The 26,472-nt window shown below is 67.2% G+C and carries 25 protein-coding genes; 12 read left to right on the top strand and 13 right to left on the bottom strand.

What is annotated here, in order from left to right; translation table 11 throughout:
* Positions 1-80: 80 nt before the first annotated feature.
* Positions 81-689 carry a TetR/AcrR family transcriptional regulator gene (locus tag ON40_RS21325; protein WP_040825408.1) on the top strand — a complete coding sequence of 203 codons (609 nt, stop codon included), beginning with the start codon at positions 81-83 and terminating at the stop codon, positions 687-689.
* 35 nt (positions 690-724) lie between these two features.
* Positions 725-1,231 carry a hypothetical protein gene (locus tag ON40_RS21320; protein WP_040825407.1) on the top strand — a complete coding sequence of 169 codons (507 nt, stop codon included), beginning with the start codon at positions 725-727 and terminating at the stop codon, positions 1,229-1,231.
* A 66-nt stretch (positions 1,232-1,297) separates the two neighbouring features.
* On the opposite strand, the gene ON40_RS21315 is transcribed toward ON40_RS21320, so the two are convergent.
* The 3 genes from ON40_RS21315 to ON40_RS21305 are packed head-to-tail and all read right to left on the bottom strand — an operon-like array spanning position 1,298 to position 2,793.
* Positions 1,298-1,543: a hypothetical protein gene (locus ON40_RS21315; RefSeq protein WP_157186362.1), complete on the bottom strand. Its 246-nt coding sequence runs from the start codon at positions 1,541-1,543 to the stop codon at positions 1,298-1,300.
* A gap of 28 nt (positions 1,544-1,571) precedes the next feature.
* Complete coding sequence (locus tag ON40_RS21310; protein WP_040825403.1) at positions 1,572-2,270, bottom strand: SRPBCC family protein; 699 nt, start codon at positions 2,268-2,270, stop codon at positions 1,572-1,574.
* Between the two features lie 19 nt (positions 2,271-2,289).
* Positions 2,290-2,793: a (2Fe-2S)-binding protein gene (locus ON40_RS21305; protein ID WP_040825402.1), complete on the bottom strand. Its 504-nt coding sequence runs from the start codon at positions 2,791-2,793 to the stop codon at positions 2,290-2,292.
* 98 nt (positions 2,794-2,891) lie between these two features.
* Here ON40_RS21305 and ON40_RS21300 point away from each other — a divergent pair, with 98 nt between their 5' ends.
* Positions 2,892-4,040, top strand: a complete 1,149-nt coding sequence (locus tag ON40_RS21300; RefSeq protein WP_040825400.1) for an RNA-guided endonuclease InsQ/TnpB family protein — start codon at positions 2,892-2,894, stop codon at positions 4,038-4,040.
* Between the two features lie 18 nt (positions 4,041-4,058).
* Here ON40_RS21300 and ON40_RS21295 read toward each other — a convergent pair whose 3' ends face one another.
* Both ON40_RS21295 and ON40_RS21290 read right to left on the bottom strand, forming a co-directional pair.
* On the bottom strand, positions 4,059-4,946 hold the full coding sequence (locus tag ON40_RS21295; RefSeq protein WP_040825398.1) for an FAD binding domain-containing protein: 888 nt from the start codon (positions 4,944-4,946) through the stop codon (positions 4,059-4,061).
* Positions 4,943-7,297 carry a xanthine dehydrogenase family protein molybdopterin-binding subunit gene (locus tag ON40_RS21290; protein WP_040825396.1) on the bottom strand — a complete coding sequence of 785 codons (2,355 nt, stop codon included), beginning with the start codon at positions 7,295-7,297 and terminating at the stop codon, positions 4,943-4,945. The genes ON40_RS21295 and ON40_RS21290 overlap by 4 nt, the downstream gene beginning before the upstream one ends.
* A gap of 186 nt (positions 7,298-7,483) precedes the next feature.
* Here ON40_RS21290 and ON40_RS21285 point away from each other — a divergent pair, with 186 nt between their 5' ends.
* Positions 7,484-8,560 carry an XdhC family protein gene (locus ON40_RS21285; protein WP_040825956.1) on the top strand — a complete coding sequence of 359 codons (1,077 nt, stop codon included), beginning with the start codon at positions 7,484-7,486 and terminating at the stop codon, positions 8,558-8,560.
* A gap of 35 nt (positions 8,561-8,595) precedes the next feature.
* On the opposite strand, the gene ON40_RS21280 is transcribed toward ON40_RS21285, so the two are convergent.
* Positions 8,596-9,255, bottom strand: coding sequence for a TetR/AcrR family transcriptional regulator (locus ON40_RS21280; protein ID WP_040825394.1), 660 nt, complete (start codon positions 9,253-9,255; stop codon positions 8,596-8,598).
* A gap of 376 nt (positions 9,256-9,631) precedes the next feature.
* Between ON40_RS21280 and ON40_RS21275 the strand changes: the two genes are divergently transcribed.
* Positions 9,632-10,909: a cytochrome P450 gene (locus tag ON40_RS21275; RefSeq protein WP_040825392.1), complete on the top strand. Its 1,278-nt coding sequence runs from the start codon at positions 9,632-9,634 to the stop codon at positions 10,907-10,909.
* 89 nt (positions 10,910-10,998) lie between these two features.
* Positions 10,999-11,838, top strand: coding sequence for a mycofactocin-coupled SDR family oxidoreductase (locus tag ON40_RS21270; RefSeq protein ID WP_040825390.1), 840 nt, complete (start codon positions 10,999-11,001; stop codon positions 11,836-11,838).
* Positions 11,839-11,905: 67 nt separating this feature from the next.
* Here ON40_RS21270 and ON40_RS21265 read toward each other — a convergent pair whose 3' ends face one another.
* A complete protein-coding gene (locus tag ON40_RS21265) occupies positions 11,906-13,792 on the bottom strand; it encodes a hypothetical protein (protein ID WP_051193374.1) in 1,887 nt (628 codons plus the stop codon).
* A gap of 96 nt (positions 13,793-13,888) precedes the next feature.
* On the opposite strand from ON40_RS21265, the gene ON40_RS21260 reads away from it, so the two are divergent.
* On the top strand, positions 13,889-14,308 hold the full coding sequence (locus ON40_RS21260) for a winged helix DNA-binding protein (RefSeq protein ID WP_040825389.1): 420 nt from the start codon (positions 13,889-13,891) through the stop codon (positions 14,306-14,308).
* A 30-nt stretch (positions 14,309-14,338) separates the two neighbouring features.
* Here ON40_RS21260 and ON40_RS21255 read toward each other — a convergent pair whose 3' ends face one another.
* From ON40_RS21255 to ON40_RS21240, 4 genes are read right to left on the bottom strand one after another with little or no spacing between them, the layout of a single operon-like run.
* On the bottom strand, positions 14,339-15,805 hold the full coding sequence (locus ON40_RS21255) for an aldehyde dehydrogenase family protein (RefSeq protein ID WP_040825387.1): 1,467 nt from the start codon (positions 15,803-15,805) through the stop codon (positions 14,339-14,341).
* An 8-nt stretch (positions 15,806-15,813) separates the two neighbouring features.
* Positions 15,814-16,647: a carboxymuconolactone decarboxylase family protein gene (locus ON40_RS21250; protein WP_040825386.1), complete on the bottom strand. Its 834-nt coding sequence runs from the start codon at positions 16,645-16,647 to the stop codon at positions 15,814-15,816.
* Positions 16,648-16,690: 43 nt separating this feature from the next.
* Positions 16,691-17,509, bottom strand: a complete 819-nt coding sequence (locus ON40_RS21245) for a mycofactocin-coupled SDR family oxidoreductase (protein ID WP_040825384.1) — start codon at positions 17,507-17,509, stop codon at positions 16,691-16,693.
* A gap of 11 nt (positions 17,510-17,520) precedes the next feature.
* The gene (locus ON40_RS21240) at positions 17,521-18,351 is read right to left on the bottom strand and encodes a mycofactocin-coupled SDR family oxidoreductase (RefSeq protein ID WP_040825383.1); all 831 of its coding nucleotides are present in this window, start codon (positions 18,349-18,351) and stop codon (positions 17,521-17,523) included.
* Between the two features lie 157 nt (positions 18,352-18,508).
* On the opposite strand from ON40_RS21240, the gene ON40_RS21235 reads away from it, so the two are divergent.
* Complete coding sequence (locus ON40_RS21235; RefSeq protein ID WP_051193428.1) at positions 18,509-19,123, top strand: TetR family transcriptional regulator; 615 nt, start codon at positions 18,509-18,511, stop codon at positions 19,121-19,123.
* A 27-nt stretch (positions 19,124-19,150) separates the two neighbouring features.
* Here ON40_RS21235 and ON40_RS21230 read toward each other — a convergent pair whose 3' ends face one another.
* Together ON40_RS21230 and ON40_RS21225 are read right to left on the bottom strand one after the other, a co-directional pair.
* On the bottom strand, positions 19,151-19,990 hold the full coding sequence (locus ON40_RS21230; protein ID WP_040825381.1) for a mycofactocin-coupled SDR family oxidoreductase: 840 nt from the start codon (positions 19,988-19,990) through the stop codon (positions 19,151-19,153).
* 122 nt (positions 19,991-20,112) lie between these two features.
* A complete protein-coding gene (locus tag ON40_RS21225; protein WP_051193427.1) occupies positions 20,113-20,715 on the bottom strand; it encodes a TetR/AcrR family transcriptional regulator in 603 nt (200 codons plus the stop codon).
* Between the two features lie 209 nt (positions 20,716-20,924).
* Between ON40_RS21225 and ON40_RS21220 the strand changes: the two genes are divergently transcribed.
* From ON40_RS21220 to recA, 4 genes are all read left to right on the top strand, one after another.
* The gene (locus tag ON40_RS21220) at positions 20,925-22,211 is read left to right on the top strand and encodes a cytochrome P450 (RefSeq protein ID WP_040825379.1); all 1,287 of its coding nucleotides are present in this window, start codon (positions 20,925-20,927) and stop codon (positions 22,209-22,211) included.
* 351 nt (positions 22,212-22,562) lie between these two features.
* Positions 22,563-23,474 carry an SAM-dependent methyltransferase gene (locus ON40_RS21215; RefSeq protein ID WP_040825948.1) on the top strand — a complete coding sequence of 304 codons (912 nt, stop codon included), beginning with the start codon at positions 22,563-22,565 and terminating at the stop codon, positions 23,472-23,474.
* Positions 23,475-23,559: 85 nt separating this feature from the next.
* The gene (locus ON40_RS21210) at positions 23,560-24,600 is read left to right on the top strand and encodes an Lrp/AsnC family transcriptional regulator (protein ID WP_040825377.1); all 1,041 of its coding nucleotides are present in this window, start codon (positions 23,560-23,562) and stop codon (positions 24,598-24,600) included.
* A gap of 297 nt (positions 24,601-24,897) precedes the next feature.
* Positions 24,898-25,941 carry a recombinase RecA gene (recA, locus tag ON40_RS21205; protein ID WP_040825946.1) on the top strand — a complete coding sequence of 348 codons (1,044 nt, stop codon included), beginning with the start codon at positions 24,898-24,900 and terminating at the stop codon, positions 25,939-25,941.
* Positions 25,942-26,472 lie beyond the last annotated feature (531 nt).

Genomic DNA, 26,472 nt, shown 5'->3' with positions numbered 1-26,472 from the left:
TCATTGGCCTGAGACCCTTGTCACAACACCCCCAACCAACCTACTGTGTGTTCACTAGGTTTGATCGAGGAGAGCTTCTCGTGACAGATCCACGTCCGTATGCCTCGCTACGCGCCAAGGGTGAAGACCGCAGGCAGCGCATCCTGGCAGTCGCTCAGCGGCTGCTCACCCGGAATGGCTGGCGCAGTACGACTTTGGCGCAGATCGCCGGTGAAGCCGGCGTGAGTCCGGCCGGGCTGCTGCACCACTTCCAGTCCAAGGACCAACTTCTGCACGCGGTTCTGGACGCCCGGGACGCCGACGACGCCGCGGATACCGACCTGAGCGGGGATCTGGTCGTGGAGATCCGCAAGGTCGCCGACCGCATGCAACGCTCGCCCGATCTCGTGGGCACCTTCGTGGTGCTGCTCGTGGAGAACCTGGTGCCCGAGGCTCCATTGCACGACCGCATGCTCGACCGATGGAAAGTGGCGGTCGGCATCGTTGCCGACATCATCCGTCGCAATCAGGAGACCGGACGGTATCGGGCCGACGTCGATCCCGACATCCGAGCTATGGAAATCGTCGCTTTCATCAATGGAATGGAGATGTCATGGCTGCTCGATCACTCGATCCCGCTGCCCGAGGTGTTCGCCGAGTACACGAAGTCACTGGCTCGCGATCTGGCTCCGGACGATCCGGTGAACTGACCGACGCCGATCGGTCCGGCGATCAGCGGGGCACGATGCGGTACCGGCTCGACGTCGTCGCGACCAGTGTCGCAGACGTCGTCGAACATGCCGGGGGCTGGCTGTTCGATCGCTCGATCGCGGGTTGGGAGGTCACCGTTCTGGTGGCCGATCCATCGGACCCGCGGCCGCTGCGCATACTCGGCGCGGACGCGATAGCCCTCGAGGAGGTGCTCGCCTCGCGCGGGCAGGGGCGTCGGCCGCATGCGCTGGCGGTGGCTTGTGATGTGTGCCAAGGGGATCCGCGTGCGCGACGCGGTCTGCTCAAGGCTCTGGGTGACGGCGGAATCGAGGTCGTGGTCTGGGGTGAGGGCTGGCCCACGCCGCCGGAGCACCGGGTCGATCCGGTACTGCACCGGTTGAGTGTCGCCGCGCAGGCGTTCAAGGCTCAGGCGCTGACCGCGGCCGCGCGCCCGGTGACCTCGGTCGGGACCACCGAGGTCTTCCGCAGCGGGCTGTCGGACATCCCGCCGGTCGGCGCGGATCTCAGTCCGGTCGGCTGAGCGAGGGCTCGTCGCATGTCGTGCCGCGTCCCCGGTCGGGACGCGGCGGTTCGACATGGACGCTGGTCAGTCCCACAGGCCCGCGCAGGGCAGGGAGGGTAGATCCGGCCGGACGTCGTCGTCCACCGTGACGGTGATACCGGCACTCGCGCGTAATTCCGCGACGATGTCCGCGATCTGTTCGGCACATGCCTGGTAGTCCGCCGAGACCGCACCGGCCTCGATCCGGATGTGCCTGATGCGGCGGGGCGGCAGCTGCACCGCCGTGCCGCCGAGGGGCCCTTGGTGCGTGACGCCATCGTCACGTGACAACACTTTCTTCCTCCGGGATTATGCGGCCTCAACCGGCCGAGCGATCCGATCGTCTGCGTCGCAACAGCGCGAATAGCAGTCCGGCGACCACCAGCAGAGCGATTCCGCCGTATCGTGCCATCGAACTCGCGCCCGCGGTGGCGAGTAGATCGATCGGCTCGGCGGGGGTGCGGGGCGGCGGGGTGGCCGCCGCGGCGGGTGCGGGCGCGGGAGTGTGCTCCGGTGCGTCCGGCGAGGTTGCCGCGGCGGACGGGGATAGGGCGTCCGCCGCGGGGGCCGGTGCCGCCGCGGTGATCTCCGCGGCGAGATTGGTGGCGAACTGGCCGATCAGGGTGCCCGCGACATCGGCGAGCGCGCCTCGCCCGAATTGGGCCGGCTTCCCGGTGATCGACAGCTCGGTGTCGACGAAAACATCTGTGGCGCCCTCGGATTCGACCAGGCGGCAGGTGATCGTCGCCTTGGCCGTGCCGTTGCCGCGCACCTCTCGCCCGCGGCCCTGCAACACGGCGATTCCGGCGGCCTCGTCCTGGGAGACCACGGTGATGATGCCGCTGTAGCTCAGTCCCACCGGGCCCAGCTTGACCTTGATCCGGCCGTGGAAGTCCTCGCCCTCACGCGAGGTGATGTCCGCGCCCGGAACACAGGGGGCGATCCGTTCCAGATCGAGCAGCACGTGCCAGGCCTGCGCGGCCGGAACCGGGATGCGGAAGGTGTTGTCGAGTTTCATCGCCAGATCCTTTGCGTGCTCACGCCTGCTGCGCGGTGGGCGCGGCGGCGGTGTGGTTCGAGTCGGCGGCGGCGCGGACCGCGCGGATGATGCCCTGATATCCCGTGCAGCGGCACAGGTTTCCGGATATCGCCTCGCGGATCTCGGCGTCGGTCGGGTGCGGGTTCTCGGCCAGGAAGGCGGTGACGGTGACGATGAATCCGGGAGTGCAGAATCCGCACTGCAGACCGTGTTCGTCCCGGAAGGCCGCCTGTACCGGGGACAGTTCGCCGTCCGGTTCGGCGATGCCCTCGACGGTGGTGACCTCCGAACCATCGGCCTGCACGGCGAACATCAGGCACGAGCGCACGGCCGCGCCGTCGACCAGGACCGTGCACGCACCACAGACGCCGTGTTCACAGCCCAGATGGGTGCCGGTCAGACCACACCGTTCGCGCAGGTAGTCGGCCAGGGTCAGTCGCGGCGGCACCCGATCCCGGTGTCGCGCACCGTTGATCCGGACCTCGATGTCCAGGTCAGTCATCAGGATTCCCCCTTGGGTATTTCGCCGTTCGTGGCGAAGAGGAAAGGCTGGACGTGTCGGATTACTCGCATGACAACATCTTTCGATAGTATGTTCGAATGGATGAGGTGGTGCGGTACACGTACCGGCTTCAGCCTGGGCGCACCGCCGAAAGGGCGCTGCTGGCAGAGTGGGGCCGCTGCCGCTGGCTCTGGAACGAAGCCGTGCACCAGCAGAGATCCGGGCAGAAGCCAACGTTCGCGCGGCTTGGGAAGCTGCTCACCGAAGCGCGAGCGAGATTGCTGTGGTTGCGTGAGGGGTCTCAGGTCGCGCAACAGCAGACGCTCCGCGACTACGCCCAAGCGCTGGACCACTCGTTCAAGGTGACCAGGCGGGGTCGCCCGAAGGTGAAGTCCCGCAAGATTTCCTTGCCGTCGTTGGAGTACACGACGCGCGGGTTCTCGATCCGTGACGGCCGCTTGGTGTTGCCGAAGGGCGTCATGGTCCCGGTGGTGTGGTCGCGAGAACTGCCGTCGCCGCCCAAGTCGGTTCGCGTTCACCGCGACAGCCTCGGCTACTGGTACGCCTCGTTCGTCGTGCGCCGAGAAGTCGAGTCCCGTCCGCGCGGTCGGGGTGGTATCGGCATCGACTGGGGTGTTTCCACCACGGCGACGACTACCGATCCTTCCTTCGATCTGCCGTATCTCGGGCACCGGAAACGATGCGCAGCCGAGCCGGCGAAGACACAGCGTACGATGGCCCGGCGTCATCGCAAGGGCCGACCGCAGTCCAGGGGCTACGGCGAGGCCAAGCGGCAGGCTGCCCGGTTGGCGAAGAAAGCCGCGCGCCAAACCATCCACGACTCCCGCGTCTGGGCGGCGCGGGTGGTCGACCGCTACAACGTGATCGCTGTCGAGGATTTCACACCGATGTTCCTGGCGAAATCTACGATGGCTCGCAAAGCGGCCGATGCTGCGATCGGTGCGGCCAAGCGTGAACTCGTCGAGCGTGCCGTGCGGGCTGGGCGGAGGGTGGTGATGGTCCGGCCCGCGTACACGACCATGACGTGCAGTCGGTGTTTCGCGAGAATCAAGCGACTCGAACTGCACGAGAGAGGCTTTCGGTGCGAGGGTTGCGGATTCGCGGACAGTCGCGATCGGAACGCTGCCAGAGTGGTTCTGGCCGTGGCAGAACGGGGCCACGTCAGTGTCGAGGATGTCGGACAATCGGATCACCTCCTCCGGGTGGGTGGTTCGGTTGCGGTCTGAGCTGGAAATCTCCCGCCTTCAGGCGGGAGAACCGTTAATGCATGCCTCCTGTACGGCGCGTCGCCACGCCCGCGCCACCATGGCCGTTCCGAGTCGACGGCGATACTCGGCCGAGCCGTGCGCATCGGCCGGAATCGCGTGCAGTCCCGCCGTCGCGCTCGCGCCGATATCCTCGGCCACGACCTCGGCGACCGGACGGCCGAGCAGTTCGGCCTCGGTCTCGCGCGCCCGGACCGGGGTCGGCGCCAGGCCGAACAATCCGATGGCGCAGTGCGAGATTCGGGAATCCGCGTCGAGCTGGACCGCCAGGGTGGCACCCGCCATCGCGAAATCGCCGGTACGGCGCGCGAATTCCTCGATGGCGAAGCCGGATCGACCGTGCCGCACCGGAAATCGGATCGCGGTCACGATCTCGTCCGGTTCCAGCGCCGTGCTCCACATACCGGTGAAGAACTCCGCGGCCGCGATCGTGCGCCGCCCGCGCGGGGACAGGGTCTGGATTTCGGCGTCGAGAGTCGCCGCGACAGCGGGATATTCGCCCGCGGCGTCGGCGTGTGCGATCGCCCCGCCGATCGTGCCGCGATTGCGGATCTGGAAATGCCCGATCAACGGGGTGGCCCGCGACAGCAGCGGCACCGCCCGGCGGATCTCGGGGGATGCGCCGACCGTCGCGTGCGTCGTGCCCGCGCCGATCCGCACCGAATCCGGGCCGACCTCGATCCCGCGGAGTTCGGCCGGACGCCGCAGATCCACGAGATGATCGAACACCGCCAGGCGCAGCGCCAGCATCGGCACCAGGCTCTGCCCGCCCGCGATGATCTTGGCCTCCTCGCCGAGTTCGGCCAGCAGGGTGACGGCTTCTTCGGCGGTGGTCGGCGAATGGTATTCGAAGGCAGCGGGTTTCATCGATCCCCCTCCTCACCGGGGCGCGCCCGATCGAGCAGTTCGACGATCCGGCTGGGGGACAGCGGCAGATCGCGGATCTCCACGCCGAACGGGGACAGCGCATCGGCGACCGCGTTGAGCACCGCCGGGGCCGAACCGATGGCGCCGCCCTCGCCGACCCCCTTGAAACTGCCGGGCCCCGGACTCGGCGTCTGCACATGTCCTATCTCGATCGCGGGCACCTCGGTCGCGGTCGGCAGCAGATAGTCCAGGAAGGTCGTGGCGACCGGGTTGCCGTCCTCGTCGTAGGGCAGATGTTCGTACAGCGCGCCGCCGATGCCCTGCACCGTTCCGCCGTAGATCTGCCCCTCCACGACATTGGGATTGATCATCGGGCCGCAGTCCTCGCTGACGATGTACCGCAGCAGCGTCACCTCGCCGGTCTCGATATCGACCTCGCAGGTGCACACGTGAGTCGCGTTGGCCCAGATCGCGATCTGCGGAGTCTTGTGCCGCCCGCTGGCCTCGAGTCCGGGCGTTGTGCCCGGCGGCAGGGTGTCCGGCTGGAAGTAGGCGATATTCGCGATCTCGCCCAGGCTCAGGCCGGTGTCGGGAGTTCCCCGCACGGTGGCGCGGCTGTCGGCGAGGTCGATCTCCTCGGTTGTGGCGTTCAGCCGATGCGCTGCGATCGCCCGGATCTTCTCCCGCAGTACGGCGGCGGTCTGTTCGATCGCGCCCGCGGTCATCGATCCCGAACGGCTGCCGCCGGTGCCGCCGCCGAAGGGGGTGATCGCGGTGTCGCCCTGGATGGTTCGCACATCGGCCAGCTTCGCGCCCAGGGCGTCGGCGGCGAGTTGGACCACGGTGGTCTCCAGGCTGTTGCCCGCCGAACCGCCCGCCACGTAGACGTTGACCTTGCCGGTGGGTTCGATCCGGATGGTCGCGCCCTCGGTGGCCAGGAACGGGGTGGCGCCGGTGGTCGGCTCCACATAGGTGCAGGTGCCGACGCCGAGGTACCGGCCCTGGGCGCGGGCGTTGCGCTGGTCGCGGCGGAAGCGGTCGTAGTCCAGCATCTCGATCGCCTGCTCGAGCGTTTCGAGTGGGGAGATGTTGTCGTAGGTCATCCCGTTCGGGTTCGCCCACGGTAATTCGTCGCGGCGCAACATGTTCCGGCGCCGCAGGTCGATCGGATCGATGCCGATCCGCCGCGCCGCGTGGTCGAGCAGCACCTCGCGCGCGACCGATTCGAACTGCCACGGACCGCGATAGGCCACCCGGCCGACGGTATTGGAGTACCGGAACTTCGCGCTGAAGGAGGTGTCGGTGATCCGATACGGTCCGGGAAACAGGATGCCGACGGGTATGCCGCCGGTGATCGGCGAGGGCGTCGGATACGCCCCGACGTTCTGCACGTGCGCGATGGACGCGGCCAGAATTCTGCCCTCGGCATCGAAAGCCATTGCGGCCTCGGCATGTTCGTGCCGGGCCATTCCGGAGGCCATCAGATTCTCCTGACGGTCCTCGATCCACTTCACCGCACAGCCCAGGGCACGTGCGGCCAGCAGCACACAGGTCTCCTCGCGCAGCGGCAGCTGTTTGAGTCCGAAGCCGCCGCCGGTGTCGCGGGCGATCACCCGGACCTGATGTTCGTCGACGCCGACCAGTCGCGCGCAGAAGGCGCGGACCTCATGCGGGGACTGGGTGGAGATCCACACCGTCATCTCCGCCATCGGCGCGGACCACTCCGCGACCAGACCGCGGGTCTCCATCGGCACCGGCAGATACGCCTGTTGGAAGATGTTCTGGCGCACCACATGTGCGGCCGAGTCGAAGATCGGCTCCAGGTCGGCGGCGGGCCGCCCGCCCATCTCCCCGGCGGAGTTGCCCGCGAATCCGGCGTGCACCAGATTCGGGGAGTCCTGCGCGGTGACGTAGTCGACCACCGGATCCAGCGGTTCGTAGTCGATGATCACCAGTTCGGCGGCGTCCTCGGCGATGTACCGGTCCGCGGCGATCACCAGGGCGACCGGGTCCCCGACGAACCGCACCTCCTCCTCGGCCAGCGGCGGGCGCGGCACCGGCGGCATACCGGCCATGTCCAGGTCGTAGGAGATCTCGTGGGCGGTGGGATTGAGGTCCGCGGCGGTGTAGACGGCCAGGACGCCGTCGAGTTCCAGTGCGCCGGTCAGGTCGATCTCGCCGATGCGCGCGCGGGCGAGCGGGCTGCGGACGAAGCAGGCGTGCACCAGACCGGGGCGGGTGACGTCGTCGACGAAGGTGCCTGCGCCGGTGACCAGACGCGCGTCCTCGATGCGCGGCACGCGTGCACCGACGGCCCCGGTGGTGCCGGTGGCGGTCCGCGCGCCGGTCATCGCGGGACTCGATCCGGGGTGTCAACCATCGCAGTTACCGTCTCTCCGATATCGTATATGCCAATTATGAGTATGACATTATAGTGCTACGAGAATCGCAGTCTCGTCTACTTGTGAAGCGCCACCGGTTCGGTGGCGGGGCGGCGGGTCGGTCCGGCCCGCGGCCGACGATCGCCGGAGGTCATCGTGCGCGAACTCGGCACGCAGCTACTGCGATGGCACGCCGCGGACACCGTCTATGCCCTCGCGACCGTGGTCGGCGTGCGGGGCAGCGCACCGTTCCCGGCGGGGACGAGCATGGCGGTGGACGAATCGGGCGCCGTGTGGGGAAGTGTGTCGGGCGGTTGCGTCGAGGGTGCGGTCTACGACCTGTGCCGGGAGGTGATCGCATCGGGCGCGCCGGTGCGCCGCCGCTTCGGCTTCAGCGATTCCGACGCCTTCGCGATCGGCCTGACCTGCGGCGGCGAACTGGACGTCTTCGTACAGCGGATCACCGCGGCCGAGCGTGTGGCGGTCGAGGCCGGGCTGGATTCGCGGGCGGCGGTCGCGGTGGTGCGGGATCTGGAATCGGGCGCGATCGCGACCGTCGGCCCGGAGGGGGCGGTGGGGGAGGATTTCGATCCGGCGATCGTGCGCCTGGCGCGGGCGATGCTCGATATCGGGGCCGGCGGTGTGCGCGTGGTCGGCTGCGCCGATCGCGAGCGGACGGTGTTCGTGACCTGTTTCGCCGCGCCGCCACGCATGATCATTTGCGGCGCAACGGATTTCGCCGTCGCGCTGGCACGGGTCGGCCGACTGCTGGGTTATCGGGTGACCGTCTGCGAGGCGCGTCCGGCGTTCGCGGATCCGGCCCGGATTCCGGACGCGCAGGAGGTGGTGCGGCAGTGGCCGGATCAGTACCTGCGCTCGACTCCGGTCGACGCTCGCACGGTGATCTGCGTGCTGACCCACGATCCGAAGTTCGATATCCCGGTGCTGGTGGCGGCGTTGCGGCTGCCGGTGGCCTATGTGGGCGCGATGGGTTCGCGGCGCGCGGACCGCGATCGGCGTCGCCGGTTGCGGGAGGCCGGCATCACCGATGACGAAATGCGTTGTCTGCGTTCGCCGATCGGCCTGGAACTGGGCGGGCAGACCCCGGAGGAGACGGCGGTGGCCATCGGTGCGGAGATCGTGGCCGTCCGGCGCGGCGGCTCCGCGCTCGCGCTCTCGGCGACCGACCGGCCGATCCACCCCGTCGCGACCGATCGGCGCGCCGCGGGGTGAGTCGCGCGGCCTGTGAATCTACCTGCCGCGGAACGTTATTCATCCCGGCCGACGAATCCGCGGGCACAGAAGTCCCACGCCTCGTCGGCGCTGATCGGCTGCTGGCCCTCGTCCCCGGAGGTCGCGGCGGCCTGCGCGATGAACATCAGGGTCTGCATGAGCATGGCCGCGGTCCGCCGCGAGGCGACCTCCGAACGCAGCTGCCCGGACTTCTGGGCCTGATCCATCAGTTCGGTGAACAGCGTGAGCATCGGTTCGTGTGCGGTTTTCACGTGACCGGGATGCGAGATCAGCAGCTGCGGCGCGAAATCGGTGAACAGCGGTCGCGCGGTGTCCGGATCGGGTCGGCACAGTTCGAACAGCAGCACCGCGGCGGTGCGCAACTTGTCCAGCGGCTGGGTGCGGCCGTCGGCGGCGGCGCGCAACTGATCGGCGGTGCGGGCCAGCGCATCCTCGAACAGCGCGAGCAGCAGTTCGTGCTTTCCGTCGAACTGCATGTAGAAGCTGCGCAGCGACTGACGGGAGCGGTCGACGACCTCCTGAACGGTGAAGTCCGTCGTGCCCTTCTCGGTGATGATCACTTGGGCGGCGTCCAGGAACCGCTGCACCCGTTGTTCGGCACGCAGTTTGGCGGTGTGCAGCGACCGTTCGACGGCTCGCTGCTTCCAGGCTGGTTTCTCGCTCGGGCTGGTCACCGGCGCCTCGTTCCCCGGTCATCTGATGAGAACATGGATGTACTATATAGGAGAATGGGATATTATTCTGACGATGACGGCATTCTCCTTTCATCTGACGAGGAATCGTCTCGCCGGTTGGGAGAATCTCATTCTCTGATCTGTCATGCGCAGCCCGCGAAGCTGAGCGACATCGGCCCGGTGTGAGCGCTCGGGGGCTGCCCCGCCCGGCGTTCCTGGGCTCGGAGGCGGGCGGGTAGACGCCCTGTTTCCCGATGATTCTGCCGGTTCACCGGACGTGGCGAGTCGGGTTCGACCTCTTGGAGAACCACATTCGCAAATATGAGTAACTGTGTTACCATCCGTATGTTGCCCAGCTCACTCAGGAGTTCTCCGGATGGTTGATTTCGATTCGGTCGATTACTTCACCGACCCGTCGCTAGTGCCCGACCCGCACCCGTACTTCGATCACATGCGGGCCAAATGCCCGGTGTCGCAGGAGTCGCACCACGGTGTGTACGCGGTCACCGGATATGAGGAAGCGGCCGAGGTGTTCAAGGATCCCGACCTGTTCTCGTCGGTGATCTCGGTGGGCGGTCCGTTCCCGCCGCTGCCGTTCGAGATCGAAGGCGATGACATCGGCGCGCTGATCGAACAGCACCGCACCCAGATGCCCATGTACGAGCATATGGTCACGATGGATCCGCCGGGGCACACCTACGCGCGATCCCTGCTGAACCGCCTGCTCACCCCGGCGCGGTTGAAGGAGAACGAGGACTTCATGTGGCGGCTGGCCGACCGCCAGCTGGACGAGTTCGTGAGTCAGGGCAGTTGCGAGTTCCTGGCCGAGTACTCCAAACCCTTTGCGCTGCTGGTGGTTGCCGACGTATTGGGTGTTCCGGAGGAGGATCACCAGCAGTTCCGCATCGTCCTGGGCGCCGAGCGTCCGGGCACCCGGGTCGGCGCGCTGGACGACGACATCGTCTCCAGCAACCCGCTGGAATGGTTGGACGAGAAGTTCAGCGCCTACATCAGCGATCGTCGCGAGAATCCGCGCGATGATGTGCTGACCCAGCTGGCGCAGGCGAAATATCCGGACGGGTCCACCCCCGAGGTGATCGACGTCGTCCGGTCGGCGACCTTCCTGTTCGGCGCGGGACAGGAGACCACGGCCAAAATGCTCGGATCCGCACTGCGGATTCTGGGCGATCGCCCCGACATCCAGGACGCGCTGCGCGCGGACCGCAGTCTGATCCCGGTCTTCATCGAGGAGTCGCTGCGGATGGACGCGCCGGTCAAGAGCGGATTCCGGCTCGCGAAGCGGGCCACCACCGTGGGCGGGGTCGAACTGCCGGTCGGATCCAAGGTCATGGTCTGCCCGGGTGCGGCGAACCGGGATCCGCGCCGATTCGACAATCCGCACGAATTCCGGTTGGACCGCAAGAACTTCCGCGAGCACATGGCGTTCGGGCGCGGTAATCACACCTGCCCCGGCTCTCCGTTGGCGCGGGCCGAGGGCCGCATCTCCATCGAGCGGATCCTGGACCGGATGCTCGACATCCGCATCGACTCCGAACACCACGGCCCCGAGGGCGATCGGCGCTTCGACTACGAGCCGACCTACATCCTGCGCGGGCTGTCCAACCTGCACATCACCTTCACTCCGAATCCCTGAAGCTCCGCATCCCGGAGCACGGATTCCCTTGCACATCAGGCCCTTCCACGAGACGGGCCACGTCGACAGCACAACGAATCGAGGAAGAAATGACCGGACGGGTCGAAGGCAAGGTCGCCTTCATCACGGGTGCGGCACGCGGTCAGGGCCGCAGCCATGCGGTGCGGCTGGCGCAGGAAGGCGCGGACATCATCGCGGTCGATGTCTGCAAGCCGGTGAGCGGCAGTGATGCCATCGCGGCGTCCACGCCGGCGGATCTGGCCGAGACCGCCGACCTGGTCAAGGGGTTGGGCCGCCGGGTCGTCACCGCCGAGGTCGACGTGCGTGACTTCGACGCGCTGAAGGCCGCGGTGGACAGCGGCGTCGAGCAGCTGGGCCGGTTGGACATCATCGTCGCCAACGCCGGTATCGGCAACGGCGGCGACACGCTGGACAAGACCAGCGAGCAGGACTGGGACACCATGATCGGGATCAACCTCTCGGGTGTCTGGAAGACGGCGAAAGCCGGTATCCCGCACGTACTCTCGGGTGGACGCGGTGGTTCGATCATCCTGACCAGCTCGGTGGGCGGGCTCAAGGCGTACCCGAACACCGGCCACTACATCGCGGCCAAGCACGGCGTGGTCGGTCTGATGCGGGCCTTCGCGGTGGAGCTGGGGCAGCATTCGATCCGCGTCAACTCGGTGCACCCGACGAACGTGAACACCCCGATGTTCATGAACGACGCCACCATGAAGTTGTTCCGTCCGGACCTGGAGAACCCGACCAAGGAGGATTTCGCTCCGGTCGCGCAGTTCATGCACGTTCTGCCGGTGGGCTGGGTCGAGCCGGTGGACATCAGCAACGCGGTGTTGTTCCTGGCCTCGGACGAGTCGCGGTACGTCACCGGTCTGCCGATGACGGTCGACGCGGGCAGCACCCTGAAGTAACTTCTCGTGAAACCCGTTGTCCGCGTGGGTGCCTACCTATCCGCCCACGCGGACAACGGGTGTTTTCTCATGTGCCGTTCGCGGGCTGGGTGTACACGTGGCCGTCGATGGTCGTGGTCATCGTGCCCGTGGCCTGGAAGTCGTTCTGCAACACCGCCGGTGAGAGGGTGAAGCCGTCGGGTTCGGAGGTCTTCTTCGTACCCTGATGCTGCCCGGACATTCGCAGATCCTCGTGCCAGGTGTACGCGCTGATCGCGGCGTCCGTGACGCGCTGCACGCTTTCCGTGCCGTTCAGCGTGCTGTCCGGGATGTCGCTGAAGTCGTTGTAGGACACCTGGATTCGCATGATGCGGGCCGCGGCGGCGTCCTCGGTGACAACTACCTGTGCCGTCCCGGATCGCTTGCCTGGCAGAGTGTATGTTCCCGCGGGCAGGTGCGGTCGGGTCGGCATGGGGTCGCCCGGGTGGTAGGCGATCCCCCAGGTGGCTTCCGGTGCGGGCGGCACCGCGATCGGCGCGGTCGGTGCGGTGTCGGTGAACCGTGCGATCATGACGCGGCTGTGCCGTCCGCCAGGTTCCCGGGATACCGGGCACGGCAGGGGATTACCTGCGCCGCAGGCGGGAGCGGTCACCAGATTCTCCGCCCAGACCGCGCCGGTGCTGTCGGCCAGCCAGGCCGGATCGGCGGCGGCATTCCAACCGGGATCGCCGCCGGGGTCCAGCTGCTGGCTGCGGCCCGAACCGAGATCGACGACGTAGGGCAGGAAGAATCGGCGCTGTCCGTTGTTGCGGATGCCCGAGATGTGGCCGGTGGTGCCCGCCTGATCGGTGAGCGGCGCGATGCCCTGCATACCCGAGATGAAGTCCAGGCGGCCCGAACCGAGCACCTGCTCGGAGAGCAGATAGCGGCCGTCGGGGGAGGGAGCCATGGGGTCGGTGTACTGTGCGTGCCGGGTCAGCAGGCGTGATCGTCCGGTCGCGTTGTCGGTGGCCCAGGCATCGATCCCGTCCGACTCGGCGCTCTGAATCCCCAGGGCCGCAGTGCCGTTCGCGGTCCAGCCGCGGAACTCGCCGATCATCCCGGCGGGCTGGAAGCGCAGCTGCCCGTTGTCCACGGCGTACGGCTGGAAGGACAGCGAGGGATTGAACAGCATGCGTACCTTGTCGATGTCGTATCTGCCATTCGCTCGGTCGAAGTTCAGTGTCCCCATGAAGGCGAACTCGTCGTAGGCGCCGCCGGCTGTCACCGCGTAGTTGAATCCGATGTGGGTGTCGTCCGGGTTCAGGCGCGGCTCACGCAGTGCGCCGGGTTTGCCGGTGCCGTCGTCCCAGTACAGCGGATAGGCGTGCAGCTGCGTCGGCGTGCAGCGCCGGTCGGCGAATTCGTATGCGCCGCAGTCGATCACCGATGCCCCCGCGAGGGCGCGGTGTCCGTCGTGGAAGCCGTTGATCGGATAGGTGAAATTCGCGTTCTCGCTGAATGCGGCCGGATTCGCGACACCGCAGGTCAGGCATTTCCAGCCGTCGCCATTGGGGAACGTCGCGCCGTCGGTGTGTGCCAGCAGTACCTGAGGTCCGGTGTAGATCGCGGCCGGTCCCGTCGTCGGGGCTCCGGTGAGTACCGCGCCGACGAGGACGTATCGGCTCGACGGCCAGTAGGTTCCCGCCGCGCCGAGGGCTCCCCAGGCCGGGCTCACGCAGCCCGTGCCGTGCGGATTGATTGCGGCGGTACATGATCCGGCGGCGGTGGACGGTGCGGTCGGCGGCACCGGCAATTCGTCGAGCGTGACCTTCCGGTGCGGCTGCTGGGACGGATCCACGGTGATCGCGCCGCCCGGCGATGCGGCAGACGCCGGTGGTCCGGCCCAGGTCAGTGCGATCGACAGCAGTACCGCCAGGACGCACCGCACTCGTGTGGACGAGCGGGTGCGGCGGGCTCGAATCACGTCGCCCATGGAACAACCTATCTTCGACGGAAAAATATCGGTACCGATGTATTTGGTCAATTGCATCGGTACCAATGTATTGGCTCTACTCTAACCTAGGGCGGTATGGACGGAAGACGGCTTCACCGACTGGGCAGGCATCTGATCGAGCTGGCCCGGCAGCTGAGTCTCGAATCCGGTGTGGAGCGTCCGCCGGAGGGGGAGATCGCGGTGCTGACCGACGTGCTGGACAATCCCGGCAGTTCCGTCCGGGAGATCACCCAGCGAACCGGTTTCTCCCAGCCGCACATCTCCGAATGCATCACCCGGCTGGTCGAGGATGCGATGCTGGCCACCGACGTCGATCCGCGAGACCGCCGCCGCACCCTCGTCTACCCGACCGACGCCCTGTTCCGCGCCATCGCCCGCCGCACCACCCCGCACCTGGACGACACTCTCACCACTGCCCTCGGCGACCCGGCCAAGGCCCAGCGCGCCCGGGAACTGCTCACCGAACTCGCGGATCTGCTGCTCCCGGACCAGTGAGCCATGAACCACCTTGTCGCCGTAGGGATTTCAGCTCATTCCGATGCGGATGTTCTTCACCTGGAGGAATTCGTACAGCCCGTCCAGGCCGCCGGTCCGGCCGAATCCGCTCTGCTTGTAGCCGCCGTACGGGCCCTGCGGTGAGATGTCGCTGATCTGGTTCACCCACACCGACCCGGCCTGCAACTGTCGCGAAACCCGATGTGCCCGAGTCAGATCCCGCGTCTGGACGAAGGCGTTCAGACCGTACTCGGTATCGTTCGCCAGGCTGATGGCGTGCGCCTCGTCGCTGAACGGAATCACCGAGACCACCGGGCCGAAGGTCTCGGTCCGCGCGAGTTCCGATCGGTTGTCCACGCCGCCGAATACCGTGGGCTGTAGGTAGTAGCCCTCGGCCAGCGCACCGCCGATGCGTCGACCGCCGGTGAGCAGTTCCCCGGAGCCCTCGGCGATCGTCCGCTCGATCACCCCGAGAATGCGTTCGGCAGCGTTCTCGCTGATCACCGGCCCGAAGACGACCGTCGGATCGAACGGATCACCCACGGTCGCGGCTTCGATCGCCGCGACGAACTTCTCCGTGAACGCGTCGTGGACCGACTCGTGCACCAGCACCCGGCTCGCACTCGCGCAACTCTGGCCGGACTGCATGATCGGTCCCTGGTGAGCGGCCAGTTGCGCCGCCGCGTCGAGATCGGCGTCGGGGAAGACCAGATTCGCCGATTTACCGCCCAATTCGGCGACCACCGGGGTGAGATTCACCGCCGCACTCGTCAGCACGTGGCGGGCGGTATCCGCGCCGCCGGTGAAGTGGATCTTGCGAACTCCCGGATGTCGCACCAGCGCCGCACTGCCGTCCGCGTCGGCCGGCACGACATTCACCAGTCCTGCGGGAAGCCCTGCCTCGGTGCACAATTCGCCGAGTCGCAGCGCCGCGAACGGCGCCAGCAGGGACGGTTTCAGCACGACGGCATTACCCGCCGCCAGCGCCGGGGCGACACAGGAACCGGCGACCACCATCGAACCGTTCCACGGCGCGATCACACCGGCCACGCCGTAGGGTTCGCGCTCGACCAGATTCACATCGGCCGATCCGGCGACCGGTGTGCTCAGACCGTGCGGCTTGTCGGCGTATCCCGCGAAGTATCGCAGAAAACGTTCCAGCAGAACGGCATTGACCGCGAGTGATACCGGCACCGCGTAGTCGTGCACATTGAGCCGGGTGAATTCGGGCATCGTCTCGTGCACCGCGTCGGCCAGGTCGATCAGCAGATCGCGGCGGCGATCGGCGGGGTAGGAGATCCACTCCCGCTGTGCGTCGCGGGCCGAGGCGACCGCCTGGTCGATCTCCGTCGCTCCGGCCACCTGGACCGTGCCGTTGACCCGGCCGGTCGCGGGATAGATGTGCTCGTACGTTCCCTCGGAGGTCCGAGTGAGGCGATCCCCGCCGATGAGCGGCCCGCCCCGCAGCGGCGGTGCGCTGTCGATGTTCGTGGACATGGGTGCTCCTACGACGTCTCTGCCTCGTCCGCGCGCCACTCGTCCAGGACGCGGACCTTCTGCTCGGCGATCACCCGGTCCAGGTACGAGGCTTTCGGCCAGCCGGAATACGCGGCGAAATGCAGTGCGAATTCATCCATTTCGGTGAAGGACAGATCGCGGCTCTTCAATGCCGCGTAGACGTGCGACATGATCGGATAGGGCGCGTCCTGGAACGCCACGCAGGCCACCGTGATCAACCGCCGTTCCTTCATGCCCAGGCCCGGTCGCGGCCACATCTCGCCGAAGACGAAATTGAGGATGCCCGCGCCCTGATACGGGTTGTCCCGGTCCGGGACGTAGGGCAGGCAGTTGACCTCCCGGAAGGCTTGCTCACCGCGGGCCAGCCGGGCCTGCGGATCGCTCGGCGTGACCAGCGGCAGCAGCGGTTCGGGCGGTGGAACCTGCTGCCCGCGTTCGTGATTGACGCGCTCCCACTGCTGATCGACGATCATGTTCAAGCGCGATGCCTTCGGCCAGCCCGCGTACACCGCGAAATGCAGTACCGCCTCGCGGATTTCGGTGACGGTGAGGTCACCGCTGTTGAGCGCCGCGTACACGTGCTCCACGATCGGGGCTTCGGCATCGGCGTCCGCGACGCAGGCCAGGGTGATGAATCGACGTTCCCGCCTGGTCAGTCCCGGCCGGGTCCAGATCTCGGCGAAGACGAAATCGATCAGGCCGCGGGCGATCGCGGGACTCGAATCGTCCGGGGCCGCAATGGTCATCACCTCCCCGAACGCGCGCCTGCCGCGTTCGGCACGCGCGGGATCGCTCGTCCCGGCGGTGTCGATCGTCGTCATGATTTGTGCCTTCCGTGTGGCTGATCCGTTGGCGCGTGCCGGGCTATCTGACGGTGACGCCCGCATCGACCTTGAACTCCATACCGGTGACGTACCGCGACTCGTCCGAGATCAGGTACAGCACGGCATTGCTGACATCGACGGCGTCGATCATCGGGACCGGCATCGCATTGCCGAACAGGGGCGCCAGATCCGGTCGTTTCTCGGACAGCAGCCCGAACAGGGACGTCGGATTCATCCCGGTCGCGACACCGGTGGGATGCACGGTATTGACCCGGATACTCTGTGCGGCAAGCTCATTGGCCAGAGCCTTGCTCGTTCCGACCACGGCGTGCTTCGACGCGGTGTAGGGGGTGTGCAGCGGAGTGCCCTTGATGCCGGCGGCCGAGCTGATGTTGACCAGGCTGCCGCCCCGCTCGACCAGATGCGGCAGGGCCGCGGCACAGGTGTTCCATGCTCCGATCAGGTTGACGTCGATCACCGTCCGCCAGTGCTCGGAGGTGGTCGCATCCCAGGTCGCCGCGGTCAGCACGCCCGCATTCGCCACCGCGGCGTCCAGGCCGCCCAGTTCGACGACGCCTTCGTCGACCGCCGACGCCAGGGCCTCGGCATCGCGCACATCCACCATCGCCGTCACGGCGCGACGACCGAATTTTCGGACCAGGCGGGCGGTTTCGGCCAGATCCTCCGGCGCGGACAGCGGGTACTCGATCTCCGGCAGCGATCGGCAGATGTCCACCAGGATCAGATCCGCGCCTTCCTCAGCGAGGCGCACCGCATGGCTGCGGCCCATACCGCGCGCCGCGCCGGTGACCAGGACCCGTTTACCGGCCACCCGGCCGGTCGAATTCGTCTGTGTCATAGTCGCCTCGCTCAGAGTTTGTTGGTGAAACCGGCGTCGACCGGGAGGGTCACGCCGGTGATGTACTTGGCCGCATCGGAGGCCAGGAATGCCACCGCATCGCTGATGTCCCGCGGTTCGAGCAGCGAAACCGGCATGGGGTTCATCAGATGCGGGCCGCCGTCGGGATTGTTCGCCGCCCACTCCATCATCTGCGGGTTGACCGCCATCATCGTGTTCACCGCGGTCGGATGCACCGTGTTCACCCGAATGCTATGGGCGGCAAGGTTGTTGGCCAGACACCGCATGATGCCGACGATGGCGTGCTTGGATGCGGCATAGCCCAGACCGCCGCCGTCGAGCCCGCCCATGCCGACCAGCCCCGCGGTGGAACTGGTCAGGATGATGCTGCCGCCGCGACCGCCGGCGACCAGGTGCGGGATCGCCGCGCGGACGGTGTGGAACGTGCCGGACAGATTCACCCCGATCACATCGGTCCACTGCGCGAGCTCGGTCTCGATCGGCACCTGTTCCAACGACAGCGGTGCGATCCCCGCATTGGCGCAGACGATGTCCAGACGGCCGAACTCGGCGACACCGGCGTCCAGAGTCGCACGCACCGTGGCGAATTCGCGCACATCGGCGATCGAGCCGATCATCCTGCGTCCGTGTTCCTGGACGAGGCCGATGGTCTCGTCGAGTTCCGCCCGGGTCGCGAGTGGATAGTTGTTGCTGGATATGTCGGCGCAGATGTCCACGCCGATGATGTCCGCCCCCTCCGCGGCCAGCCGGACCGCGTGACTGCGGCCCTGTCCTCGCGCCACGCCGGTGATGAAGGCGACTCTGCCATCCAATGAACCCATCGATCCTCGCTTCGGAGCCGAGTAGATCCCGCGCCGCCGGGCTGCGTCACGGCAGGAGCGCGGTTACTATCAAGCGCAAGTTATGCACCTGTACTGCGGTAATCTGATTACCATCGAGAGAGTAGCACGCTCTCGCGGGTGCGGGAAGGAGTCTGTGTTGGGCGCGGAACACGCTGAGGCCGAACGGGCCGAGGCCGACGGGCGGCCGGCCGAACAGGCGCGCGACCGGATCCATCGGGCCGTGGTGGAGTTGCTCGAGGCCGACGGATATGACGCGCTGCAGGTGCGCGAGGTCGCCCGGCACGCCCGGGTGTCCCTGACCAAGATCTACAAACTCTACGGCACACGTGACGAATTGATCTGTGCCGCACTGGAAGTGTGGATGCGGGAGAATCGTTATGCGGGGCTGTCGGCGCGTGCGGAGGGCGAGGAGTCGCTGTACGAGGGTCTGATGCGGGTGCTGCGCCGGATATTCGAACCGTGGGAGCAGCATCCGGCGCTGCTCGCGGCCTATTTCCGGGCGCGCTCGGCGCCCGGCGGGGATGTGCTGGTCCGTCGCGGATTCGAGGCGGTCGTTCCCGTCGCGATGGCCGTATTGGACGGTGTGGACGGCGATTTCGTCGACGACCTCGACACCATCGTGTCCAGTCTGGTCTACGGACTGCTCGGGCGTTTCGCGCGCGGAGAGATCGAGGTCGCGCAGATCGTGCCCGCGCTCGACCGGACCGTGTACTGGCTGACCAGGGGCTATCTCGCCGAGCGCGGACGTTGACCGTGCGGAATCATGTTGTGGGGAGCGCTATTTCAGGGTGCTGCCCGCATCGATGGTGACGGGCAGCCCGGTGATGTAGCGGGACTCGTCCGAGGCCAGGAACAGCACCGCGTTGCTGATGTCCACCGGCTCGACCCACCCGATCGGCAGCACGTGCATGAATTGCGCGACCGGAGCGAAATCCTCCTTGGTGGGGTTCTCCAGATCCGGTCGGAACAGCTTCATCGTGCCCTCGTTCATGAACATGGGGGTGTTCACGTTCGTGGGGCACACGGCGTTGACGCGGATCGAATGTTCGCCCAATTCCACGGCGAAGCTGCGCATCATGCCGATCACGCCGTGTTTGGCGGCGATGTAGTGGCCGGTGTTCGGGTATGCCTTGAGCCCGCCGACCGAGCTGGTCAGCACGATCGAGCCGCCGGAGCTGCCCGAGAGCAGATGGGGCACACCGGCTTTCACGGTTTTCCAGACGCCGGACAGGTTGATCCCGATCAGGGTGTCCCAGTCCTGCTCGCTCGTCTTGTCCAGCGTCGCACCGCCGTTGCCGATACCGGCGTTGGCGACGATGATGTCCAACCGGCCCAGCTGCTCGACGCCGCCGTCGACCGCCGCCTGTAGTGCGTCGAAGTCGCGCACGTCGACCTCGGCGGTGACGACGCGACGTCCCAGGCCCTTGATCAACTCGGCCGTTTCGGCCAGATCCTCCGGCGTGGACGCGGGAATGACGTCGCTGCCGCTCACCGGTTTGCAGACGTCGACCGCGATGATGTCCGCGCCCTCCTGTGCCAGTCGTACCGCGTGACTGCGGCCCTGACCGCGTGCTGCACCCGTGATGAAGGCGACCTTGCCTTCGACCCGCCCAGCCATGAAACCACCTCGTCGGTCTCGGGTCGAGCGGTCGACGCTCGACCTTGCGTCGATCGGGCTTTCCTGATCGATCGATCAAACTGTGACACCGGCGGGGTGGGCTGTCAACGGTTCCGGCGGAACTACGAGGCGGGCTCGGGTCGCGAATTGCGTACCGGCAGTGGACTGTCGAACCGATTCATGTAGCGCTCGACGAAGGCGCGCAGTTCGGCATGTCCCTGTTCGACGCCGACCGCGCCCTCGTTGCACAGGATCCGCGCCGCGCCGGTGAGCAGCATCGACATCACCACCGGCGGAAACTCCGCCAGGTCGACACCGTAGGCGCGCAGCACCAGGGTGACCGCGGCGGTCTCGATGTCCCGGACGCGCTCGGCGTAGATCCGCAGCTCGGTCCCGATGGCCTTGCGGTGGTTCGCCAGCGCCATGAATTCCATGTTGAGCTGCGTGAATCTGGTGTCGGTGTTGATCGTCCAGAGCGCGCGCAGCGGATCGTCCTCGGTGATCGCCTGACGCATCCGTTCCAGCGCGCCCTGCGCGCCGGTGCGCAATACCGCCAGGAACAGGTCGTCCATCGTGGGGAAGTAGTAGTAGACCAGGGCCGAACGCACCCCGGCCGCCGCGGCCACCCGGCGCGAGGTCGCCGCCGCATACCCCTCCTCGCGCATGATCTGGGCGGTCGCCTCCATCAGCCGCTCGCGCGCGCCCGCGTCCCCGCTCTTGCTCATGCGCGGGCCTGTCGCACGGTGGGATCGCCGAGAACTTCGGCAGTGCAGCGGTTTCGGATCGGAGGCGCTGTGCTTGACCACTCGCCACGCTTCGTGATAGGCATGGTCCATTCTAACAGTTTGATCGATCGATCAGCATTCGGCAGGCGCGGGCGCGGTGGGGGCGCGCGGCGGATGCGGGCGACGACTCCGATCCACGGCGGTGTGCAATGACCGATCCGGCTACTCTCGACTACTTCTCCGATCCACAGCTCGCGCAGGACCCGTACGACTATCTGGCCTTCCTGCGCAGCCGCCATCCGGTGTTCCGCGAACCGCACTACGGCGTCGTGGCCGTCACCGGATATCAGGAGGCGGTGCAGGCGTTCCGCGATACGGACTCCTTCTCGGCCTGCGTCTCGATCGGCGGGCCGTTCCCGCCGCTGCCGTTCGAACCCGCCGGGGACGACATCACCGGACAGATCAGCGAAAACCGCCATCTGTTCCCGATTTTCGAGCATATGGTCACCATGGATCCGCCGGACCACACCCGGGCACGCTCGCTGCTGAGCCGATTGCTGACACCCAAGCGGCTCGGGGAGAACGAGGAGTACATGTGGCGGCTGGCCGACCGCCAGTTCGACGAATTCCTCGCCGAGGGCCGCTGCGAATTCCTCGCCGATTACGCCAAACCCTTCGCCACGCTGGTCATCGCCGACCTGCTGGGCGTGCCCGAGTCCGATCGCGAGACATTCCGGGAAACCCTTGCCGGACACAAGACTCCGGGTAGTCGGGTGGGTGCGCTCGACCACGAACCGGTGGGGAGCAATCCGCTGGAATGGCTGGAGGAGACCTTCGGTGAGTACATCGCCGATCGTCGCCGCACGCCGCGCGGGGACATCCTGAGCGCATTGGCCGCCACGACCTATCCAGATGGCGTGATGCCCGAGATCATCGAGGTGGTCAGGCCCGCGACCTTCCTGTTCGCCGCCGGACAGGAGACGGTCACCAAACTGCTCAGCGCCGCGGTGCGGGTACTGGCGGAGCGACCCGAACTGCAGCGGGTCCTGCGCGAGGATCGTCGGCTGATCGGCCCCTTCATAGAGGAGTCGCTGCGCACCGAGAGCCCGACCAAGGTGGATTTCCGGTTGGCACGCAGGACGACTCGGCTCGGTGATCTCGACATCCCCGCCGGAACCGTCCTGATGCTGTGCATCGGCGCGGCCAACCGCGATCCGCGCAAGTTCGAGGATCCGGACGAATTCCGGCTCGATCGCCGCAATGCCCGTGAGCACATCGCCTTCGGGCGCGGCATCCACACCTGTGCGGGCGCGCCGCTGGCCCGTGCGGAAGGTCAGGTCACGTTGAATCGGATGCTGGATCGCCTGCGGGACATCACGATCGACGATGGCGTGCACGGTCCCGCCGAACAGCGCAGCTATCGGTACGAGCCGACCTTCCTGCTGCGCGGACTGCGTGAGTTGAACATCGAATTCGCACTCGCGGACGCACGCTGATTCGGTGTTATCACGGTATCCATACCGCATGGAGGCGTGGGATCGCGCTCGCGGCGGCGGTATCGGACTGCCGGCAGCTGGCGGCATTCGCCGCGCCGCCGGTTCCGGAAGAGTTTGAGTCCCGCTGGATCCGTTGCGGTACAGAGTGATTCACGAGGCGATGTGGTCCGGCGGATCGGGCGTTCGCATTGGGTGGATTGCGTCTTGAATTCATGCTCGAGGGTGTGTTGCTCCCTCTTGGTGGCCGTCTGTGGCGGAATCCGTTCCGAACCCCCGTCCGCCATGGAGGAAACTCGCCGAGCGGTCCGTGGGGGCTGCCGATTCCATCGACTCGCCGATAGCGTGACCGGCATGCGAAGCGATAGCGATGACTGGGACATCACTACGAGCGTGGGGTCGACGGCGCTGTTCGTGGCGGCCGCGCGGACGCTGGCCGCGCAGGACGAGGAGCCGCTCGCGGTCGATCCGCTGGCCGAGCTGTTCCTGCGGGCCGCGGGCGGGGAGTGGGCCCTGCTGGCCGACCCGGATCCCGAACTCACCCGTGACCATATCCTGCGGTCGCCGGACTTCGGGACCTCCTTCCGTGCCCATATCGCCGGGCGGACAAGGTATTTCGACGACTACCTGCGAGCCGCTCGGGAGGCCGGCATCGCTCAGGTGGTGATTCTGGCGGCGGGGCTGGACGCACGCGTCTATCGGCTGCCGTGCCTCGCGGACGCGGTGGTCTACGAACTCGACCGTTCGCACGTGCTGGACTTCAAACGCGAGACGCTGGCCGAGGCCGGAATCGAACCGCTCGCCGATCGCCGCGAGGTCGCGGTGGATCTGCGCGACGAATGGCTCGATGTCCTGCGGGACAACGGATTCGACCCGGGGGCCCCGACCGCCTGGCTGGTGGAGGGACTGCTGATCTACATCACCCCCGAGGCACAGGATCAGCTGTTCGCCACACTCGATGCGGCCAGCGCGGCGGGCAGTCGCGCCGCCATCGAGCAGATGACGCCGCTGCCACGGGAGGAGTACACCGAGATGGTCGAGTCCGAGCAGGCCGATGACGAGGCCAAGAGCGATTGGGCCCGGCTGATCTACAACGATCCGAGATCCGATGCGGCACAGTGGTTCTCCGAACGCGGCTGGGACGCCGAGCGCACCGGGCTCGCGGACTATCTGCGTGCGGCGGGTCGCCCGCTGCCGGTGGTCGAGGCGGGCGCGGGACACGTCGGCGCACCGCTGGTCAATCTGGTGACCGTCGTGCGCCGGTGATCGGGATGTGAACGATACCGACGTGAGCGTGCGGCATACTGGGATATCCCACCCGACAACCGACCAGCAGCATGGGAATCCCCTCGTGACCGTCGATGGAGTGCACGAATCCTCCGTGCTCGACCCGCTGGACCGGCAGATCGTGCACGGCCTGGTCACCGATCCGCGTATCCCGTTCGCGAAACTCGGTGCGGTGCTGGGCGTTTCCGAGCAGACCGTCGCGCGGCGCTATCGCTCCCTGCGCGGGCGCGGCATTCTGCACATCTCCGGTCTGGTGAACGCGGTGCCGCTGGGCAGCACCCGGTGGATGCTGCGGCTGGGCTCGACGCCCGACAAGGCGCTGCGACTGGCCGAATCGCTGGCGCGCCTGCCCGACGTCAGCTGGGTGGCATTGCTGGCGACCGGTTCGGAGGTGACGTGCGTGAGCCGGCCGCGCACGGCCGAACAGCGGGACGCGTTGCTGCTCAACATCCTTCCGCGGGCCAGTCAGGTGACGCGGTTGAACGCGTACGAGATCATCCACCGGTTCCCGCTCGAGGAGGAGTGGCCGCGTTTCGGTGGTCTGCTCACCGCCGAACAACGGGCGGCGCTGGGTTCCTCGACCCGGTCGATCGCCGATCCGGTGGGTCCGGACGAGCCGATGGATCTGTCGTCGGCCGACGAGGCGATGTTGGCGCTGCTGAGCCGTGACGGTCGCGCGTCGTACGCCCGGATCGCCGCCGAGACCGGATGGAGTCCGACCCGCGCCGCGCGGCGGATGGCCGAGTTGGTGGAGGCCGGTGTGCTGTATTTCGATCTGGACTTCGCGATCGAGCGGATGGGGTACGCGGTGCGCGCCTCGCTGTGGCTGCGGACTCGTCCGGCCGATCTGCACGCGGTGGGCACCGCCGTCGCCGCCTTCCCCGAGACGGCGTTCGCCGCCGCCACCACCGGAGCGACCAATCTGATCGCCTCGATCGTCTGCCGCGACACCGCGCATCTGTACCGGTACGTCACCGAGCGGCTCGGTTCGCTGGACGGCATCACTGATGTCGAGGTCACCCCGTCGCTGCGGGTGTTCAAGCAGGCCCAGGCGCTGATGGGCGCGGACCGGATCGCGCTGGTTCCCCCGGAACGCAGGTCCTGAGCCGGTCCGGCGGCGCTGCCCGAGGAGGTGGGGTTCGGTGTGGTCAGGTGCGTCCACGGGTGCTGTCCGAGGAGGTGGGTTCGGTGTGGTCAGGCGTCACGGGTGCTGTCCGAGGAGGTGGGTTCGGTGTGGTCAGGCGTCACGGGTGCTGTCCGAGGAGGTGGGTTCGGTGTGGTCAGGCGTGTCGCTTGCCTCGAACACGTGTTCGTCTAAGCTGGGCAGCAGAACTTGTCGGTGCCGCCCTCTACTGTGGGCGCCAACCACACAACGATCACCCGTGAGAAGGGGAACCAGACGATGGCACCACAGGCTTACGACCGCGACAAGGCTCTCGAGCTCGCCCTCGCTCAGGTGGAGAAGAGCTTCGGCAAGGGGGCGGTGATGCGCCTCGGGGAGGAGGCGCGCCAGCCCATCTCGGTCATTCCGACGGGTTCGATCGCGCTGGACGTCGCCCTGGGGCTGGGCGGCCTGCCGCGCGGCCGCATCATCGAGATCTACGGTCCGGAATCCTCCGGTAAGACCACGCTGGCCATGCACGCGATCGCCAACGCCCAGGCCAACGGCGGTGTCGCGGCCATGATCGACGCCGAGCACGCGATGGATCCGGACTACGCCCGCAAGCTGGGCGTGGACACCGACGCACTGCTGGTCTCCCAGCCCGACACCGGTGAGCAGGCGCTCGAGATCGCCGACATGCTCGTGCGTTCCGGCGCGCTGGACATCATCGTCATCGACTCGGTGGCCGCGCTGGTGCCCCGCGCCGAGATCGAGGGCGAGATGGGTGACAGCCACGTCGGTCTGCAGGCCCGCCTGATGAGCCAGGCGCTGCGCAAGATGACCAGTGCGCTCAACAACTCCGGCACCACCGCCATCTTCATCAACCAGCTGCGCGAGAAGATCGGCGTCATGTTCGGTTCCCCCGAGACCACCACCGGTGGTAAGGCGCTGAAGTTCTACGCCTCGGTGCGCCTGGACATCCGCCGCATCGAGACGCTCAAGGACGGCACCGACGCGGTCGGTAACCGCACCCGCGTCAAGGTCGTCAAGAACAAGGTGGCCCCGCCGTTCAAGCAGGCCGAGTTCGACATTCTCTACGGTGTGGGCATCTCCAAGGAGGGCTCGATCATCGATATGGGTGTCGAGCACGGATTCATCCGCAAGTCCGGGTCCTGGTACACCTACGAGGGCGATCAGCTCGGTCAGGGCAAGGAGAACGCGCGCAAGTTCCTGCTGGAGAACACCGACGTGCGCAACGAGATCGAGAAGAAGATCAAGGAGAAGCTCGGCATCGGCGCCGACGTCACCGCAGACGCGGGTGCCGAGGCGCCCGTCGACTTCTAGCCGATGCCGCACCGGGAACCGCCGGGGTCCGGGCCCGCCCGCGACCCCGGCGCGACTCGGCTCGATGCGGTGGAACGCCTCCGCCGCCAACTCGAACAACTCGAGTCCGGTGGGCGTGCGCGTGCGGACGATTCCGCCGAATCCGTTCGCCCGCATCGTCGTCCGGTCCGCAGGAAGTCGTCCGGAGCGGGGGAGGACAGCGCCGGTGGCCTGTGGCGTTCCGATGGTGGTCCGGTAGGTCCGGACGCTGCGGAACGTCATCCGGGCGGTTCCCGTACTGCTGACCCGGGCGACCGTACCTCTCGGGAACCTCGGCGCACCGGCCCCGAGTCCAGTGGGTACGAGCGCGACTTCGCCGGTGATCCCGCCGCTGCTGGGGGAGTGCCGCGCACTTCGATGCCCGCTGACGTGTCCGAGGCGACTTCGTCCTCCGCAGGTTCGGTGCGGCGGGCATTCGACCCGGGTGATGATCGTGAATACCGTTCCGGCCGAACGGATTCGGATGAGCGTTTCGAGGCGTCGGATACTCGG

It is taken from the genome of Nocardia jiangxiensis NBRC 101359 (assembly GCF_000308615.1).
In the GTDB taxonomy this organism is placed as follows: Bacteria; Actinomycetota; Actinomycetes; order Mycobacteriales; family Mycobacteriaceae; genus Nocardia; species Nocardia jiangxiensis.
This window is presented reverse-complemented; position numbering and strand designations above follow the sequence as displayed.

Bases quoted from the DNA above. Each gene is read 5' to 3' on its own strand.
- ON40_RS21320 (WP_040825407.1), top strand. From the start codon at position 725: ATGCGGTACCGGCTCGACGTCGTCGCGACCAGTGTCGCAGACGTCGTC.
- ON40_RS21310 (WP_040825403.1), bottom strand. From the start codon at position 2,270: ATGAAACTCGACAACACCTTCCGCATCCCGGTTCCGGCCGCGCAGGCC.
- ON40_RS21305 (WP_040825402.1), bottom strand. From the start codon at position 2,793: ATGACTGACCTGGACATCGAGGTCCGGATCAACGGTGCGCGACACCGG.
- ON40_RS21300 (WP_040825400.1), top strand. From the start codon at position 2,892: ATGGATGAGGTGGTGCGGTACACGTACCGGCTTCAGCCTGGGCGCACC.
- ON40_RS21295 (WP_040825398.1), bottom strand. From the start codon at position 4,946: ATGAAACCCGCTGCCTTCGAATACCATTCGCCGACCACCGCCGAAGAA.
- ON40_RS21290 (WP_040825396.1), bottom strand. From the start codon at position 7,297: ATGACCGGCGCGCGGACCGCCACCGGCACCACCGGGGCCGTCGGTGCA.
- ON40_RS21275 (WP_040825392.1), top strand. From the start codon at position 9,632: ATGGTTGATTTCGATTCGGTCGATTACTTCACCGACCCGTCGCTAGTG.
- ON40_RS21270 (WP_040825390.1), top strand. From the start codon at position 10,999: ATGACCGGACGGGTCGAAGGCAAGGTCGCCTTCATCACGGGTGCGGCA.
- ON40_RS21265 (WP_051193374.1), bottom strand. From the start codon at position 13,792: ATGGGCGACGTGATTCGAGCCCGCCGCACCCGCTCGTCCACACGAGTG.
- ON40_RS21260 (WP_040825389.1), top strand. From the start codon at position 13,889: ATGGACGGAAGACGGCTTCACCGACTGGGCAGGCATCTGATCGAGCTG.
- ON40_RS21255 (WP_040825387.1), bottom strand. From the start codon at position 15,805: ATGTCCACGAACATCGACAGCGCACCGCCGCTGCGGGGCGGGCCGCTC.
- ON40_RS21250 (WP_040825386.1), bottom strand. From the start codon at position 16,647: ATGACGACGATCGACACCGCCGGGACGAGCGATCCCGCGCGTGCCGAA.
- ON40_RS21245 (WP_040825384.1), bottom strand. From the start codon at position 17,509: ATGACACAGACGAATTCGACCGGCCGGGTGGCCGGTAAACGGGTCCTG.
- ON40_RS21240 (WP_040825383.1), bottom strand. From the start codon at position 18,351: ATGGGTTCATTGGATGGCAGAGTCGCCTTCATCACCGGCGTGGCGCGA.
- ON40_RS21230 (WP_040825381.1), bottom strand. From the start codon at position 19,990: ATGGCTGGGCGGGTCGAAGGCAAGGTCGCCTTCATCACGGGTGCAGCA.
- ON40_RS21225 (WP_051193427.1), bottom strand. From the start codon at position 20,715: ATGAGCAAGAGCGGGGACGCGGGCGCGCGCGAGCGGCTGATGGAGGCG.
- ON40_RS21220 (WP_040825379.1), top strand. From the start codon at position 20,925: ATGACCGATCCGGCTACTCTCGACTACTTCTCCGATCCACAGCTCGCG.
- ON40_RS21215 (WP_040825948.1), top strand. From the start codon at position 22,563: ATGCGAAGCGATAGCGATGACTGGGACATCACTACGAGCGTGGGGTCG.
- recA (WP_040825946.1), top strand. From the start codon at position 24,898: ATGGCACCACAGGCTTACGACCGCGACAAGGCTCTCGAGCTCGCCCTC.